The following is a 15,173-nucleotide window of genomic DNA, read 5'->3' on the forward strand; positions in this document are numbered from 1 at the left end:
CCGAGCAAAGACGACACGGAGAGCACTTTGGATGACAAGGAACACAATGAAACGTCGAACTGGTGCAAAGGCAGTGGCCATCGCCGCTGCCGGCGCTTTGCTACTCTCGGCATGCTCGACCTCGACCACCGGCAACGACGGTGAAGAGGGCGGTGGCTCCCTCACAGTGGGAACCACAGACAAGGTTGTCGCTCTCGACCCGGCCGGTGCCTATGACAACGGAAGCTCGCTCGTCGAGCAGCAGGTCTATCCGTTCATCCTGGCCTACAAGCCGGGAACCGCGGACCTCAATCCCTCCATCGCAGAATCGGCGGACTTCAGTGAGCCGACGAAGTACGAGGTCAAGCTCAAGGACGGGCTGAAGTATGCGAACGGAAACGAACTCACCTCCTCGGACGTGAAGTTCTCCTTCGATCGACAGCTGAAGATTCAGGATCCGAACGGACCGTCGTCCCTCCTCGGCGGCCTGGAATCAGTTGAGACTCCGGATGACTCCACGGTCATCTTCAACCTCAAGCGCAAGAACGACCAGACCTTCCCAGGTGTGCTGGCCAGTGCCGCAGGACCGATCGTCGACGAGGACGTCTTCGAGGCGGACAAGATCACTGAGAACCAGGACATCGTCGACGGCAAGGCCTTTGCCGGTCCCTACACGATCGACGGATTCAAGTTCAACGAACTCATCACCTACAAAGCCAACCCCGACTACAAGGGCTTCATCGAGCCGGCGAAGACCGAGACCGTGCAGATGAAGTACTACTCGGACGCCAACAACATGAAGCTCGACGTCCAGGAGAACACGATCGACGTGGCCTGGCGTTCGCTCTCGGCCACCGACGTCGAAGACCTCGGCAAGAACGAGGACCTCAAGGTGCACAAGGGTGTGAGATTCAGCGATAAGTGGCGGTACCTTTGCAACACTATTTGGCGGTCAGCAGGTACTGACCGGCCGAGCCTGAGGAACGCCTCGATGGCGCACATGGCAAGCCGACCGTTGAGCGGTGTAGAGCTGCGTCCTACTTTGCCCGCGACACACCGTACATTTTGAACGGGTCGGCCTATGCGGCGATGTTTGGGTAAAGTCTCAGGCACACGAGCAGCTCACCGAAATTCGAATGAGGGAGTTTTCATCGGCTCTGTTCCAGCTTTGCCCGGCGAATCAATTCGAGAGCTGTACGCAGTGCTTCGACCCGGTTTGTCATCAGCGTCGTCCTCGACGGGCTGAGCTTCGAGCCTCGAAGAACGCTTTCGCATTTGCTCAGGAGTGAACAAAGTTCATTCTCTGCAGTGTCCAAAGTAGCGATGTCCATGCAATCGATCATTGCATAGACAGTCGGAGACGATGCGCATTCCGCACAAATGCGCACCGATAACAGGCTGTCTGGGGGCTAGGTATTAGGCTGCCGAACTCCAAAACATTGTTGAGCTCTGAATTCTTCGAAGCGGCGCGCCAGTTGGAGACCCACGGTCTGTCACGGCCCACGCATTCTGCAAGGATGGTGCTTTCGTGGATGCTTTGCTGCCCCCAGCGGGTGTACCGTCGGTTCATGGTGCGCATAGGAGCGATAGTCCTGAATGTGTCTGACTCTGGCCGGGCAGCGGAGTTCTGGAGCGACGCCTTGGGTTACCAACGCGAAGACAATCCTGACTTCCTAAAGCCGTGCAATGGCGACGGACCACGGCTGCATCTCGATGATACGGACCGCACCCACCTCGATCTCTGGACAGCAGACAAAACCGAGCAGCTCGCTGAAGTCAAGCGTCTTGAGTCGCTCGGCGCCACGTTTGTCGAATGGGAATATCCCGACGACGCAGACTTCGTAGTACTTGCAGACCCAGATGGCAACCTATTCTGCGTGATCAATGCCGATGCCTGATCGTCCGGGCCCAGCATGGCACTTCTCTTCACCTGTTCTAGCCGCCCTATAGTATGAACCTCTACCGGCCGCAACATCGCCGGTCTGGAATTTTCAAACCGCGGATTTGTCGGCACATCCTTCAGGGCTATGAATTCGCATGTTTAGAACAGTCAGTGGCGGGGCCATTTCACACTGTCATAACCTACTTATACTTCTTATGATCCGGTAGACGTAGAGCTACGTGCGTCTGCTGAACTGGGTCCAGATCGTAAACAAGGCGTTGTAATTTGTTACTTGTGATCATCTTCGAGATTGATCAGAAGCGCGCAGAAAAGCCGCCATCGGCTTGTAGTAGCTGACCACTGATCCACCGGCCCTCAGCCGACAGCAGAAACGAGGTCACAGCGGCAATGTCTTGTGGTGTACCGAGCCGACCCAGTGGATGGTAGGTGCCCAGCTCAGTCTCCGTCTCTTCGTCCATCCACCCTGTGTCAATAGGGCCAGGATTGATGACGTTCGCAGAAATCTTTCGTGGACCAAGCTCGCGGGCTGCCGAGATGACGATGCGGTCTAGTGCCCCTTTTGAGGCCCCGTAAGGGAGGTTGCCCGTCGTGTGATCGCTTGTGAAAGCGACGACTGCACCTCCAGTGTCTTCCGCCTGTCGGGCAAACGCTGCGATCAGGAGGAGAGAGGCGCGGGCGTTGACGGCAGTGTGATGATCGAAACTTTCAGCAGTGGTGTCGAGTATCCCGGATTCTTCGCCATGCGCGTGGCTCAGAACCAGCCCTTCAATCGGGCCGTGCTCGGCCGATACGCGGGTGATGAGCTCGTCTGGTGCCTCGGGATCAGAGAGGTCGCAGGGATAGTCGGCTGAGATGAGGTCACTAGTGCACACGTTCCACCCATCCAGACGGAGGCGCGAAGTAATTCCAGCGGCGATACTGTTTGGTCTGGCAGCGCCAGTGATGAGGACGGTCGGCATGTTCAAACTCTATCGAATGACCATCACTTGGCTGATGGTGTCAGTCACCGATGACGAGGATACTCGCGGCTGCCTCGACGACATCGTCGGTGATGGTCTCGAGTTGATTGATCCTCATGACTCGACTGACCTGGGGGAAGAGGCGTTCGAGCAAACGAAAGTTGCCTCGCGTGATTCTTTCGATAGCGACGACGGCCTGGGCGTCGGTGAAATCGTCCATGTCGAGTGTTGATCCCAGACGTTTCCATTGTCGTTCGAGGACGAAGAGAAGTTCGTCGCGGCCAAGTGAACGGTAGTTGTGGGAGAACCCGAGGCGTGAGTACAGCTGTGGGTAATGCCGGAAACGTTGATCGATTCCGGGCATCCCGATGAAGATGATTGCGAGCTCGTGCCGGTCGTGTTCGTCGCGCAGGAGCTCCAGTGCCGTTGGTGTTAGTCGTTCGGCCTCGTCGATGATGACCAGCTCGACCAGTTTCGCCACGTTTCCGACGTGGACGCCAGTGACTTTCCCAATCGTGCGTAAATGCTCGTCGATGCAGAACCCGACTCGGGTTTGAAGGTGACCGATATCATTCATGATCTGCTTATGACGAGGCAAAACCTCCGGGGTATAGAAGACTGTACGGGACCGATGGGCGGTGGCCTGGACTTTCGTATCAGCTGCAGACCGCGGACCCCATTCATCGATGAAGGTGCCGACTTCATCCCAGTGGGCGTACCGGCGAGCCGAAAGTGTCTTGCCGACACCTGCCTCGCCGTGGCAGATCCCGATCGTTTTCTCTTTGCGTACTGCCGTGGCGAACTCTTTGAAGCGGCGGTGTTCCTTCGTGATGATGAAGTCTCGTGCCATTACTCGTCCTCTTCATAGGTGCGCAGCTTCGACCGCCGACCCGCGGTCTGGCTACTTCTTTGGGGTTCTTCCCGATTCGCAACCCTGGGGATGCGCTCGTTCATGTCTTTGCGTAACTGTCGGCGGCGGGCTCGGCGGGCTGATTCGACTTCTCGGAGGCTGAGCCTCTGGTTCGGGTTCGTCTGATCGACGGCCACGCAGATGAGGGTGTCGCGTTCGTAGACGCGGATCTCTGAAATGTCGCGGGGATCGTAGCGGATCGTCACTGGTTTTCCCACGAGTGGGGCAAGCGTGGGTGAGAGATAGCGTTGACCTTGGAAATGGATACCATCGCGGCGGACGGTGCGGTGTTTGGGCACGGTCAGCAACAGTCCGTTGAGTTCGGCCAGTGTCTTGGGCATTCGCGGGAGCCACCCTTGACCGGTCCAGGCTGATTTGGGGCTGGTGTTGATTTCTCGGTGCGGGCGTTCGTTGTATGTCGAGATGAAGTCACCGATCGCCTGATCCAGGGCGGGCAGGTCCATTGAAGGCGTCGGCTTCTTCTCGGGGCCTCCGGTGTATCCGGGCAGGGTGGAGAGGAGTTCGGTGTTGAGGGTGCCGAAGAAGCGCTCGATCTTGCCGCGGCCTTGCGGACGGGCGATGGTTGAGTAGACGATCCGGATTTTCAACGCGATGGCAGTGTATTCGAGGTGGTGACTGGTGAAGTCGCTGCCGTGGTCGACGTGGAGGACGTCGGGGATGCCGCACATTGCCCAGGCGGGGTCATCTTTGCGCCAGATCGCTTGCCGGAGTGCTAACGCAGTATTCATTGCTGAGGGTGCTCCGGTGAAGACCATGTAGCCGCAGATTGCTCGGGAGCAGTCATCGATGATTGTCGTCAGCCACGGGCGTTCCGGGCGTCCACTGGCATCGGTGATGAGGATGTCGAGTTCCGTGTGATCGGCTTGCCAGGTGTCATTGGGGCGCTCGGCGGTGTGCCGGTAGATGAGTTCGTACTGGTCCCTGTACGCGACAGGACCGTCGAGGGCGAGAGTCACCATCGCCGGATCCAAGCTTTCTAGGATGGAGCGGACCGTCCCGTAGCTGGGTGCCGCCTCGCCGATTCGTTGGGCTTCTTTAACCGTGAGCCGGTGGAGATTAGCGATGCTCGGGCGTGGCCGGGTGAGGCCGAGTCGTTCGATGAACGCTTTGAGTTCAGGATGGGTACGTCTGGAACCAGTATCCTGTCGGGTCTGTGGTTCGAGAGCGGCGATGCCACCGGTCTTGTAGTGCTGGTGCCAGCGTTGCAAGGTGCGCAAGCCGAGGCCGGTGTCTTGGGCCAGAGTTGTCAGAGCGATGTCGTCTTCGACGTGGAGCCGAAGGATTCGCCACTTCTCTGGCCCGTCCATTTCACACCGGCTTAGTCAGTGTGTCGTGAGTGCCGGCTGCTTGACGGTGGCGGTACAAGGTTGCTCTCGACCAGCCCACCAAGCGTGCTGCGTCTACAGCGGTGCGTCCCTTGGCGCGGGCGTCTTCAGCGATAGAGAGCTTCTGGGCGATGTCGTCCGGGTTCACCGGTGGCCGCCCGAACTTGGTGCCGTTCTGCTTGGCTGCGGCAATGCCGGCGTTGACGCGTTCGGTGATGAGTTCACGTTCATACTCGGCCAGAGTGGCGAGCATTCCCAACATCATCCGACCCGATGAAGTCTCGGGATCGATGTTGTCTGAGACGGATCGGACCTTCACTCCCCGGTCGCGGAGATGGTTCACGGTTGCCAGAACGTCGAGGAGTGATCGGCCGAGGCGGTCGATTCGCCACACGACGACTGTGTCGCCGTCTTCGGCATATTCGAGCAGCCGCCTCATTCCAGGTCGCTGTTTCGCCGTCTTACTCCCAGAGGTCACATCTGAGAACACATCTCGTTTCTGGACTCCCGCACCGACGAGTGCGTCGAGTTGGAGCTGCGCATCTTGGCCGGCAGTACTGATTCGTGTGTAACCCAGAAGCCTCATGAATTAAGAATGGCTCATAAATCCCAAGAAGTCACGGCTGTGAGACATTATGCGACGAGACGAGTTAGCAAGACAGATCGCACCCCGTGAGTACGCGACTGAACTGACGTCCCGCTGAAATGGACCTGACGTCTCATAAATCTAAACAATTTCGAGACGCATTCGGGCCGGCTTGAGGGGACGTGCCATCTAACTGCCCGGATCTGGGCTGTCATTTTCTCTACGCTCAGAATGCTTAACGCGCCTCCGCGCTAACCAAGGACCAGTGAACCACCACAAGATCACGATCGACACTACGACGACGAGCCAGTAGATCAACCAAAACGCACCGTTGAGTCCGACAACTCCAATACCGGCAACTAGCAAAGCTGCGGAGATTCCAGACGCAGCTAAGCAGCGGTACCAGATTTTCAACTGTTGCGCAGGCGAGGAAGTATCTGCCTCGGCCGGTAGCTGAGCTCCGTGCTTTCGAGCGAATTTAGCGTCAATGATTCTCACAACTGAATGTCCAAACATCAGAGTGAACCCGATGTAGATCGCAGAGATACCGTGGACGAAATTGGACCTTCCGCCGTGACTGAGGTCGATGTAGGTAAGGGTGAGCAGCGCGAGGTCGATGAGTGGAGTCGCATACAGAAAAACTGCACCAAGGCGCGGCATCGACAGGGCATATCGAGCGAGCAGGCCGCTGAGAAGAAAGACCCAGAACGCCACCTCAGCGACGATGATGGCGACGAGGATCATGATTCATGGTAACAACATGGCGTTCCGCCTCCGGCAGTGACGAGACCAGTCGCCTCTTGATGAGAGAGCGCTGCACAGGGTTGACCGCCAGTGAACGGTGTAAGAAGACCGCCACTTACCGCTGAAACTCACAGCACAAGGGCCCCGGCGGCGAGATCCGCTACATCGTCTTCAACATGGACACGATGCCCTTCGGTGCCAAGACCGACAATGCGGATGAGAAGAAGTCCCTGGCCGTGCGTCAGGCTATGGCCGACTCGGTGGATCGTCAGGCAATCGCCTCCCAGGTCTACAAAGACACCTTCACTCCTCTGTACTCGCATGTTCCCGATGGACTGCCGGGCGCCGACGAGCCGTTGAAGTCGGAGTACGGTGACGGTCAGGGCGGAGCCGATGTCGACAAGGCCAAGAAAGCCCTCAAGGATGCCGGCGTCAAGACCCCGGTCACGCTCAACCTGCAGTACAACCCCGACCACTACGGTCCCTCCTCGGGCGACGAATACGCTCTGGTCAAGGATCAGCTGGACAAGACCGGGCTGTTCAAGGTCAACCTGCAGTCGACCGAATGGGTGCAGTACAGCAAGGACCGCACCGACGACGCCTACCCCATGTACCAGCTCGGCTGGTTCCCGGACTACTCGGATGCCGACAACTACCTGGTGCCGTTCTTCTATGACACCGACGAGACACCGAGCTTCCTGGCCAATCACTACCGGGATAAGACGATGAACAAGGAACTGAACGCTCAGTCCTCCATCGACGACAAGGGCAAGCGCGCAGACGCGCTGAAGAAGATTCAGGGTCAGTTGGCCGAAGAGCTGCCGACCCTGCCGCTGCTTCAGGGCAACCAGATCGCGGTCTCGGGCAAGGACGTCAAGGGCGTCGATGACACCCTTGACCCCGCGTTCCAGTTCCGGTTGGCGCTGCTGAGCAAGTGAGAGCGCGAACCACACACGTCGCCAACGACGTGAGAGTGCGCATGGCTACGCCGCGACGATCCATGACCTGATCGTCATTCGAGGTGCAGGTGAGCCGCCCGGCCCGCCTGCACCTCGTGGTGCGTTCGCATGGCATCCCAGCATGCCTGCGACCGCAACCCAGCGTGCCCGCAGCCGCATCCAGCGTGCCCGCGAACGCATTCAGCGTGTCTGCAACCGCATCCAGCGTGCCCGCACTCTGTGGCACCGAACAAGAACCACGTCGGCACTCGAGCTTTCTGAGCGTCGACGCCAGCAATGAAGGAACACATGTCTGCAGCCATCAGCGAACCAGGGGCAGAAGCCGCCGAGACCTCGGTCGCGGTGAAGAAGCCCTCGGGGGGCGGATTGGGACGCTACGTCGTCATCCGATTCCTCCTCATCATTCCCACCATCTTCATCCTCACCACTCTGGTCTTCTTCCTCATGCGCATCACCGGTGATCCGATCACCGCATCTCTGGGTGGACGCCTGACCAAGAGCCAGTTGGCCGAACGCATCCATGCCGCCGGCTACGACCGGCCGCTCCTCGTCCAGTACTTCGAATACATGGGCAATCTGCTCAAGGGCGACTTCGGCACCACGGTCTCAGACGGCCAACCCGTGTCGAGCATTCTGCTCAACTACGGCACCGCGACCATCGAGCTCGTCTTCTACGCCCTCATCGTCGCGTTCATCCTCGGCATCCCGCTGGGCATGCTCGCTGCCTACCACAGGGACAAGGCCCCCGACGCCGCGCTGCGCATCCTCGCGATCCTCGGCTACGCGACTCCCGTGTTCTTCGCGGGCATGATCCTCAAGCTGGTCTTCGGCGTCTTCCTGCCCATCCTGCCCGTGGCGGGTCGCGGCACCACCGAGACCGAATACATCATGTCGGGCGTGGTTGGGCCCACCCGGTTCTACATCATCGATGCGATCCGCATCGGCAACTTCGAGGTTCTCGGCGATGTGCTCGCCCACGCGGTCCTGCCCGCGATCGCCCTCGGCGTGCTCACGGCGGGAGTCTTCCTCCGCCTCGTGCGCACGAACCTCATCGGCACCCTGGGCCAGCAGTACATCGACTCCGGCCGGTCCCGCGGCATCTCCGAATACCGCCTGGTCACCAAACACGCCTACCGTCCCGCGCTGATCCCGATCATCACGGTCATGGGCATGCAGATCGCGCTCATGCTCGCCGGCGCCGTGCTCACGGAGACGACATTCGAATGGAAGGGGCTCGGCTTCAAACTCGCCGAATATCTCACCGCCCGTGACTTCGTGGCCGTCCAGGGAATCGTGGTCTTCCTCGCCATCATCGTGGCGCTGACCAACTTCCTCGTCGACGTCATCGCCGCCTTCATCGACCCCCGAGTGAGGTACTGATGTCCACTCCAGACAGCAAAGCCAAGAAGTCCTGGTTCTCCCGCCTCCCGATCGTCTCCCATCTTCGTCAGTCAGTGGGTCTGCAGCGAGGGATGCTCATCACGGGTCTCATCCTGTGCGGCATCGTCCTCATCTGCGCGATCTTCGCACCGCTGATCGCCCCCTACGGGTTCAACCAGCTGGGCACCTCCGAGGGCAACTTCGGATCGAAGCTGCCACCTGGCGGGACCCACATCTGGGGAACGACCGTCGGCGGCTACGACGTCTTCTCCCGTGTGGTCTGGGGAGCCCAGACCGCGGTGGCCGTCATCATCGTGGCCGTGATCATGTCACTCTTCGCCGGCGTGATCCTGGGACTCGTCTCGGGCTACCTCGGCGGTTGGCTCGACCGCATCCTCGTTGTCATCGCCGACGCGGTCTATGCCTTCCCGACCCTGCTGCTGGCGCTGGTCATGTCGATTGCGATCTCCGGCGGTCAGTCGAGTGCCTGGGGCGGCATCGCCGCGGCCGCGTTCTCGATCACCGTGGTCTTCATTCCGCAGTACTTCCGCGTCGTCCGCGCAGAGACCCTGCGCCTGAAGGCAGAGCCCTTCGTCGAATCGGCGATCGTGCTCGGTGCTTCGAAGACCCGGATCATCTCAAAGCACATCTTCCGGAATGCCACCCGTACTCTGCCGCTGATCTTCACCCTCAACTCCTCCGAGGCGATTCTGACTCTGGCCGGACTCGGGTTCCTGGGCTTCGGAATCGAACCCACCTCGGCGTCGGAATGGGGCTATGACCTCAACAAGGCACTGCCCGACGTGACCAGCGGCGTGTGGTGGACCTCGGTCTTCCCAGGCTTGGCGATCGTGCTGACCGTTTTGGGCATCACCCTCGTCGGCGAGTCGATGAACGACCTCAACGACCCGCGTCTGCGGGTGCGTCGCAAAGCCAAGGGCGCCAAGACAGCGAAGGCCGCGAAGGCCGGCTCATCGTCGAGCATCAATGAGACCGCGGAGGCCAAGTGATGAATGAGAACGTGAAAGACAACAGCACCGACGGCTCGGACAGCGCGGCCGGCTCGGACAGCACAGCCAGTCGGGCGAAGAGCATCCTCGACATCGACGGGCTCGACGTCACCTTCTCCACCGACGGCGGCGACGTCCACGCGGTGAAGAACGTGACCCTGTCGGTCACCCCAGGGGAGGTGCTGGCCATCGTGGGCGAATCCGGCTCCGGCAAGACCGTGACGGCACGCAGCATCCTCGGACTCCTGCCCGAAACCGCACAGCGGTCGGGCGCCGTCATCGTCTCCGGCAAGGACGTGCTCAGCGTCTCCGGGGAGCAGCTGCGCAAGCTGCGCGGAACCGATGTGTCGATGGTCTTCCAGGAACCCTCGACGGCGCTCAACCCCGTCTACACCGTGGGGTGGCAGATCGCCGAGGGCCTGCGGGCCCACCACAAACGTGCGAGCAAGGCCGAGCTCAAGGCCAAGGTCATCGCCGCGATGGAGCAGGTCGGGATTCCCGATGCGCAGAACCGCTTCGACTACTATCCGCATCAGTTCTCCGGTGGGCAGAAGCAGCGCATCGTCATCGCCATGGCGCTGGCGCTGGGCGCCGAACTCATCGTCGCCGACGAGCCGACGACGGCTCTCGACGTCACCGTCCAGGCCGAGATCCTCGACCTGCTGCGGGACCTGCGCGATGAGACAGGGACCGCGATCGTGCTCATCACCCACAACATGGGTGTCGTCGCCGACCTCGCCGATCGGGTGGCCGTGATGTATCGCGGTGACCTCGTCGAGGTGTCCTCGGTCAAGCAGCTCTTCAGTGACCCGAAGGAGCAGTACACGCGTGACCTCCTCGGCGCTGTTCCTCGCCTGGGATCGACGGTTGCCGGCAGCCGCAAGGCCGCTGCCGCCGAAGAGCGGGCCGGTGGCTCGAGCGCGACGGCAGGTGGCGACGGGAAGGCCACAGCCACCTCGGCGGGGGAGGGGCCTGACTCCGGCACGCCACGAGACGAACGAGAATCCATCGTCGTGGCGCGAAACCTCGACATCGTCTACCCGGGAGGGTTCGGGCGATCGGACTTCCAGGCGGTGTCCTCGGTCAGCTTCGACATCAAGGCCGGCGAGGTCTACGGACTGGTCGGCGAATCCGGCTCGGGCAAGACCACAATCGGGCGTGCCATCGCCGGCCTGACCAGGGCCAGCGGAGGCAGCCTCAAGGTGCTCGACCACGAGATGGTCGGGTTCAAGGAGAAGGCGTTCTCCCCTATCAGGCGCCGGATCGGGTTCGTCTTCCAAGACCCGGCGGCCTCCTTCAACCCGCACCTGACGATCGGTGAGTGTGTGGCGGAGCCGTTCGCCATCCACAAGCGAGACATGACGGCTAAGGACCGTGAGAAGAGAGTCCTCGAACTCCTCGACTCGGTGCAGCTGCCCAGCGCCTACGCTGCCAGGTACCCGCACGAGCTCTCAGGCGGCCAGCGTCAGAGAGCCTCCCTGGCACGCGGACTGGCCCTCGACCCGGAACTGCTCATCGCTGATGAACCGACCTCGGCGCTGGACGTGTCGGTGCAGGCCAAGGTGCTCGAGCTGTTCGTCGAACTGCAGAACAGGTTCGACTTCGCGGCCCTGTTCATCAGCCACGACCTGGCCGTCGTCGATATGCTCTCCGACCGCATCGGCGTGCTCTTCCACGGTGAACTGTTGGAAGAGGGCACGGGCGAGAAGGTGCTGGGGTCGCCGAGCAACGACTACACCAAGCGGCTTATCGCATCGCTGCCCGTGCCTGACCCGGATGAGCAGGCAAAGCGCCGCGAACTGGCCCGCAGCCTGCGCACCACCGTCGGCTGAGCAGGCCGCTGGTCGAGCGGGGCCGCGGTCGGCTCTGGAGACAAAAGATACCCGAAGGGACTAGCGCGTGTCCTGTAAGTGTTCGTGCCAGCGGCGTGGCTGCTATTCATCGGACCTGATTTCTGCTCACCTGGGCACATGGTTGGACGCGGAGAACTCACGGACAAAGCCTGGGAGGCCATCGCCCCACTGCTGCCGACCAATGGCAAGGGCCGCAGGTGGCGTGATCACCGGCAGGTGGTCAACGGAATCCTGTGGAAGCTACGCACCGGAGCCCCTTGGCGAGACGTCCCCGACCGGTACGGACCGTGGAAGACCTGCCACGAACGGTTGAGGATCTGGACCATGGACGGCACCTGGGCAAAGATCCTCGACGAAGCCGTCGTCAAGGACGACGCCACCGGCGACCTCGAGTGGGTACTGTCAGTGGACTCGACCTCCGTTCGGGCGCACCAGCATGCAGCTGGTGCCCGGAAAAAGGGGGCTGCACTGATCCGGTCGAGGCCCTCGCTGTGGCCGGAGAATGCCTCGGCCGATCCCGCGGAGGACTGACCTCGAAGATCCACCTGGCCGTCGATGGAGCGGGCATACCGCTGAGCATCATCCTCACCGAGGGCCAAGTCGGAGACAACCCTCAGCTGCTGCCGTTGCTGGAGCAGATCAGTGTTCGCCGCCCCGGCCCGGGCCGGCCACGCACCATCCCGGAAGCAGTGCTGGCCGATAAGGCGTATTCGCACCCGTCAACCAGAGCCGCGATGCGGGCGAAGAAGGTGCGGTTCACTTGTCCGGAGCGGTCTGATCAGATCGGCCGTCGTCAGGCGAAAGGACCCGCCGGTGGGCGCCCACCGGCCTTCGATCGGGAAGAATACAAACGCCGGAACCTGGTTGAGCGGTGCTTCAACCGGTTCAAACAGTTCCGTGACTTGGCGACTCGCTATGCCAAACGTGCCGCCTACTACACCAGTGAGATCATCATCGCCAGCCTCGTCCTCCGCCTCAGGTGACACTTACAGGACACGCGTTAGAAGCGAGGGACTGGGCCTCGTCGGACGATTAAGGGCCGAAGTACGACAGCCAATTTTCGATGCAAAGCGAGCTTGACGATGCCCGAGACTCGGGCAGGATGGGCGACCGTCGATCGTTTCCCTATTCACCGTGGGCGGGTGGAGCTGTTCGACCACACGGTTGTTTTCCCGATGGTTCGCAAACTCACTACGAAACCCGGGGCTTGACAGTTGGTTTGAGAAGTCGATAATTGATGCGTTACGGAGCGTGATTTGAACCCTGTCTACGACGGGATCGTTGGCGACGGATTCGGAATGCACTCAAGTGCACTGGGCTGACCTATCACGGTGACGCGGAAGCATTGGGAGCAGTTGAAGCTCGCTCCAGCATCTCACCCACGATGATTGACTGATTGATCTGGCGTGCTCGTGAATCTTCTCGCACGAGGCAGTCAATGAGGTCGACAGCGGCCAACGCAAGTTGGGACGGTCGCATGTCGATAGCGGTGATTCCTTCCGACCGAGTCTGTTCCGAATCTGAAAGTGCAGCAACAAGGACGTCCTCGGGTACGCGAACCCCTGCCTCAATGAGGGCAGAGCATAGCCCTGCGGCATGTCGGCCAGTCAGACAGAAGACTGCCTCCGGCATTCTCGACTTGATGAGCTGTCTCGCGATTCGGCGACCGCCCTGTTGGCCTTCGGCCTCGCTGACTCTTTCAACGCGCGCAGTGGCTCCAGTGGAGTTCTGCCATTGTTCGAGAGCTCTGATTGCATCAAGGTTCCAGGCATTGTCGTCGGTACCGGTGACAAGGACGAGGTCGGATGCTCCACGGGCGTGCAACAGGTCGAGGAGCCTGGTGGCGTTGCCGAAATCGTCTGTCGAAACCCACTGACCAGAAGCTGTCGATTCCGGCACCCGACCGACAGTGACGACCGGTATGTCCTTCCCCTCGAGTTTCTTCAGAGTCGGGTCATCGACTGTTGGATCGGTGATGATGAATCCGTCCAGTGATCTCGCAAGTGGCGACCACTCGACGTGAGCCGCATCGGGGACCAACATGAGGCCCAGTCCGCGATCGGCCGCGGCATGCGCGGCTGAGCCCGAGAAACGAGTGAAGAAATCGACGCCCTGCGGCCGGTAATCGCCGAGCTCGTCGAGTGGTCGGATGATCAACCCGACCGCGCCCATCGGCTTGTCGCGCATAGCACGTGCAAGAACATCGGCTTCGTAGCCGAGCTCAACCGCAACGGCTCGGACGCGTTCGCGTGTCTTGTCACTCAACGACCCCTTGCCATTGAGTGCATGGGAAACTGCCGTAATCGATACTCCTGCTTTCGCAGCGACCTCGCGAATAGTGACTCTGCCCCGTCGCCGGACCATCTGCGCACCTGTCTCTTTGCAGCTTGACTGTTCTTCTTACGACGATTGTTGCATAAAACGTTTTACTTGTGTACTGTCGCTGACCAAGTGATAAAGATGACCATTGCGATGGAGCAATATTGAGAGGGTGCAATGCCGCAACCGAATTTGATCACGACGACACTCACCGCTTGTCTGCTGGCAACGATTCTGGTGGGATGCACAGTACAAGCTGGCTCCGATGGCCAGGAAGAAGCTGCCGACGGCTTGCTCAGTTCTGTGGACAAGGCCTTCGACGGCTCAGGGGCAGTCTCGATAGCGCTTGATGCCGATGCCCAAGAAGCACAAGGCCTTGACCCGCAGTCCGCAGCTACTGCACGATCATGGTCGATCTACGGTCTCGTCTACGAAACTCTGGTTACCGTCGACAAGGACATGAAGATTGCGCCCGGGCTTGCTACTTCCTGGCACCAACCCGACGACATGACATACCAATTTTCTCTCGACGACAGCGCCGAGTTTTCTAATGGGCGGTCTGTTACTGTCGACGACGTTGTCGAGAGCCTCAAGCGTTTAACCTTGATCCACCGATTCGGTTGATTCTTGGCCGTTCGTTCGGGTTCGAGTGCGAACATGACGTGAGGGCAGGAAGTAGTGTCCCGGTCTCTCACCGGTCTCTTCCACAAATGTTTCCCAAGGTCTCCTCCAGACCCTGCGGCCTCGTGCTCGAGCAGGAGCGGATCGGTCAGGACAATACTGTCCTTGGTGGGCTCAACGCTGCTTGCCAGAGTCGTGCGAAGTCCGTCGCCCACGGCCACTTCGTGGGCAGGTGCAGGATCAGCTTCCTGGCCCGGTGAGCAATCCGGGCCGGGATGCTGATGATGCGTGTGCGCAGCGTCTGGGCGCGTACTTTGCTCATCCTGCCACCGATGAGTCCGGCCGCAGCCCGCATCAGGTTGTGCGTGATCGCTGCGATCGCGACCCAGGCGGCGTTGGCGTTGAACACTCCGGAGGGCATATGCGCCAGCGCCCCGTTCTTCAACTCCGCATTGATCTGCTCGATGATCGCGTGCTTGCGGTGCATCTGGTCAGCAGCGACAGTGTCGAAACGATCCCGGTCGATGGTGGTGAAGAACGCGTGGTACCGGTACAAGTCGAACAAGGGGTCCTGTCCGGCAGTGCGTTTGGTCTCGTTGAGCTC

Annotated in this window: 13 protein-coding genes and 2 pseudogenes; 8 read left to right on the forward strand and 7 right to left on the reverse strand. The window is 60.4% G+C overall.

The window, feature by feature from the left end; all coding sequences use genetic code 11:
- The first annotated feature begins 46 nt into the window (after positions 1-46).
- Positions 47-1,048, forward strand: a complete 1,002-nt coding sequence (locus EB836_RS15055) for an ABC transporter substrate-binding protein (RefSeq protein WP_346763095.1) — start codon at positions 47-49, stop codon at positions 1,046-1,048.
- A 499-nt stretch (positions 1,049-1,547) separates the two neighbouring features.
- Positions 1,548-1,877, forward strand: coding sequence for a VOC family protein (locus EB836_RS15060; RefSeq protein WP_135541826.1), 330 nt, complete (start codon positions 1,548-1,550; stop codon positions 1,875-1,877).
- 298 nt (positions 1,878-2,175) lie between these two features.
- On the opposite strand, the gene EB836_RS15065 is transcribed toward EB836_RS15060, so the two are convergent.
- The 5 genes from EB836_RS15065 to EB836_RS15085 form a co-directional block, all read right to left on the reverse strand.
- Positions 2,176-2,841 carry an SDR family oxidoreductase gene (locus tag EB836_RS15065; protein WP_135541828.1) on the reverse strand — a complete coding sequence of 222 codons (666 nt, stop codon included), beginning with the start codon at positions 2,839-2,841 and terminating at the stop codon, positions 2,176-2,178.
- A gap of 40 nt (positions 2,842-2,881) precedes the next feature.
- On the reverse strand, positions 2,882-3,691 hold the full coding sequence (locus EB836_RS15070) for an AAA family ATPase (RefSeq protein ID WP_135541830.1): 810 nt from the start codon (positions 3,689-3,691) through the stop codon (positions 2,882-2,884).
- Entirely contained in the window at positions 3,691-5,079 is a 1,389-nt protein-coding gene (locus tag EB836_RS15075; protein ID WP_135541832.1) for a Mu transposase C-terminal domain-containing protein, read from the reverse strand. Before EB836_RS15075 ends, EB836_RS15070 begins: the two co-directional genes overlap by 1 nt.
- A gap of 1 nt (position 5,080) precedes the next feature.
- Positions 5,081-5,683, reverse strand: a complete 603-nt coding sequence (locus EB836_RS15080; protein ID WP_135541834.1) for a recombinase family protein — start codon at positions 5,681-5,683, stop codon at positions 5,081-5,083.
- A gap of 189 nt (positions 5,684-5,872) precedes the next feature.
- On the reverse strand, positions 5,873-6,427 hold the full coding sequence (locus EB836_RS15085) for a hypothetical protein (protein WP_240690037.1): 555 nt from the start codon (positions 6,425-6,427) through the stop codon (positions 5,873-5,875).
- A 134-nt stretch (positions 6,428-6,561) separates the two neighbouring features.
- Between EB836_RS15085 and EB836_RS15090 the strand changes: the two are divergent.
- The 5 genes and pseudogenes from EB836_RS15090 to EB836_RS15110 all read left to right on the forward strand — a co-directional run.
- A pseudogene (locus EB836_RS15090) lies at positions 6,562-7,365 on the forward strand (ABC transporter substrate-binding protein); the annotation flags it as partial.
- A gap of 309 nt (positions 7,366-7,674) precedes the next feature.
- A complete protein-coding gene (locus tag EB836_RS15095; protein WP_009881787.1) occupies positions 7,675-8,766 on the forward strand; it encodes an ABC transporter permease in 1,092 nt (363 codons plus the stop codon).
- Positions 8,766-9,776 (forward strand): ABC transporter permease, encoded by a 1,011-nt coding sequence (locus EB836_RS15100; protein ID WP_096159945.1) that lies wholly within the window; start codon positions 8,766-8,768, stop codon positions 9,774-9,776. Before EB836_RS15095 ends, EB836_RS15100 begins: the two co-directional genes overlap by 1 nt.
- Positions 9,776-11,608 carry an ABC transporter ATP-binding protein gene (locus EB836_RS15105; RefSeq protein WP_009881785.1) on the forward strand — a complete coding sequence of 611 codons (1,833 nt, stop codon included), beginning with the start codon at positions 9,776-9,778 and terminating at the stop codon, positions 11,606-11,608. The genes EB836_RS15100 and EB836_RS15105 overlap by 1 nt, the downstream gene beginning before the upstream one ends.
- A gap of 138 nt (positions 11,609-11,746) precedes the next feature.
- Positions 11,747-12,612 (forward strand): annotated as a pseudogene (locus tag EB836_RS15110) (IS5 family transposase).
- Positions 12,613-12,955: 343 nt separating this feature from the next.
- Here EB836_RS15110 and EB836_RS15115 read toward each other — a convergent pair.
- On the reverse strand, positions 12,956-13,993 hold the full coding sequence (locus tag EB836_RS15115) for a LacI family DNA-binding transcriptional regulator (protein ID WP_096177928.1): 1,038 nt from the start codon (positions 13,991-13,993) through the stop codon (positions 12,956-12,958).
- Between the two features lie 132 nt (positions 13,994-14,125).
- Here EB836_RS15115 and EB836_RS15120 point away from each other — a divergent pair, with 132 nt between their 5' ends.
- Positions 14,126-14,572, forward strand: coding sequence for an ABC transporter substrate-binding protein (locus tag EB836_RS15120; RefSeq protein ID WP_135541836.1), 447 nt, complete (start codon positions 14,126-14,128; stop codon positions 14,570-14,572).
- Positions 14,573-14,717: 145 nt separating this feature from the next.
- Here the strand turns inward: EB836_RS15120 and EB836_RS15125 are convergent.
- Positions 14,718-15,173, reverse strand: a 456-nt coding sequence (locus tag EB836_RS15125) for a transposase (RefSeq protein ID WP_205683384.1), incomplete at its 5' end; no start/stop codon positions are given.

Source organism: Brevibacterium sp. S111, from assembly GCF_004745075.1.
In the GTDB taxonomy this organism is placed as follows: Bacteria; Actinomycetota; Actinomycetes; order Actinomycetales; family Brevibacteriaceae; genus Brevibacterium.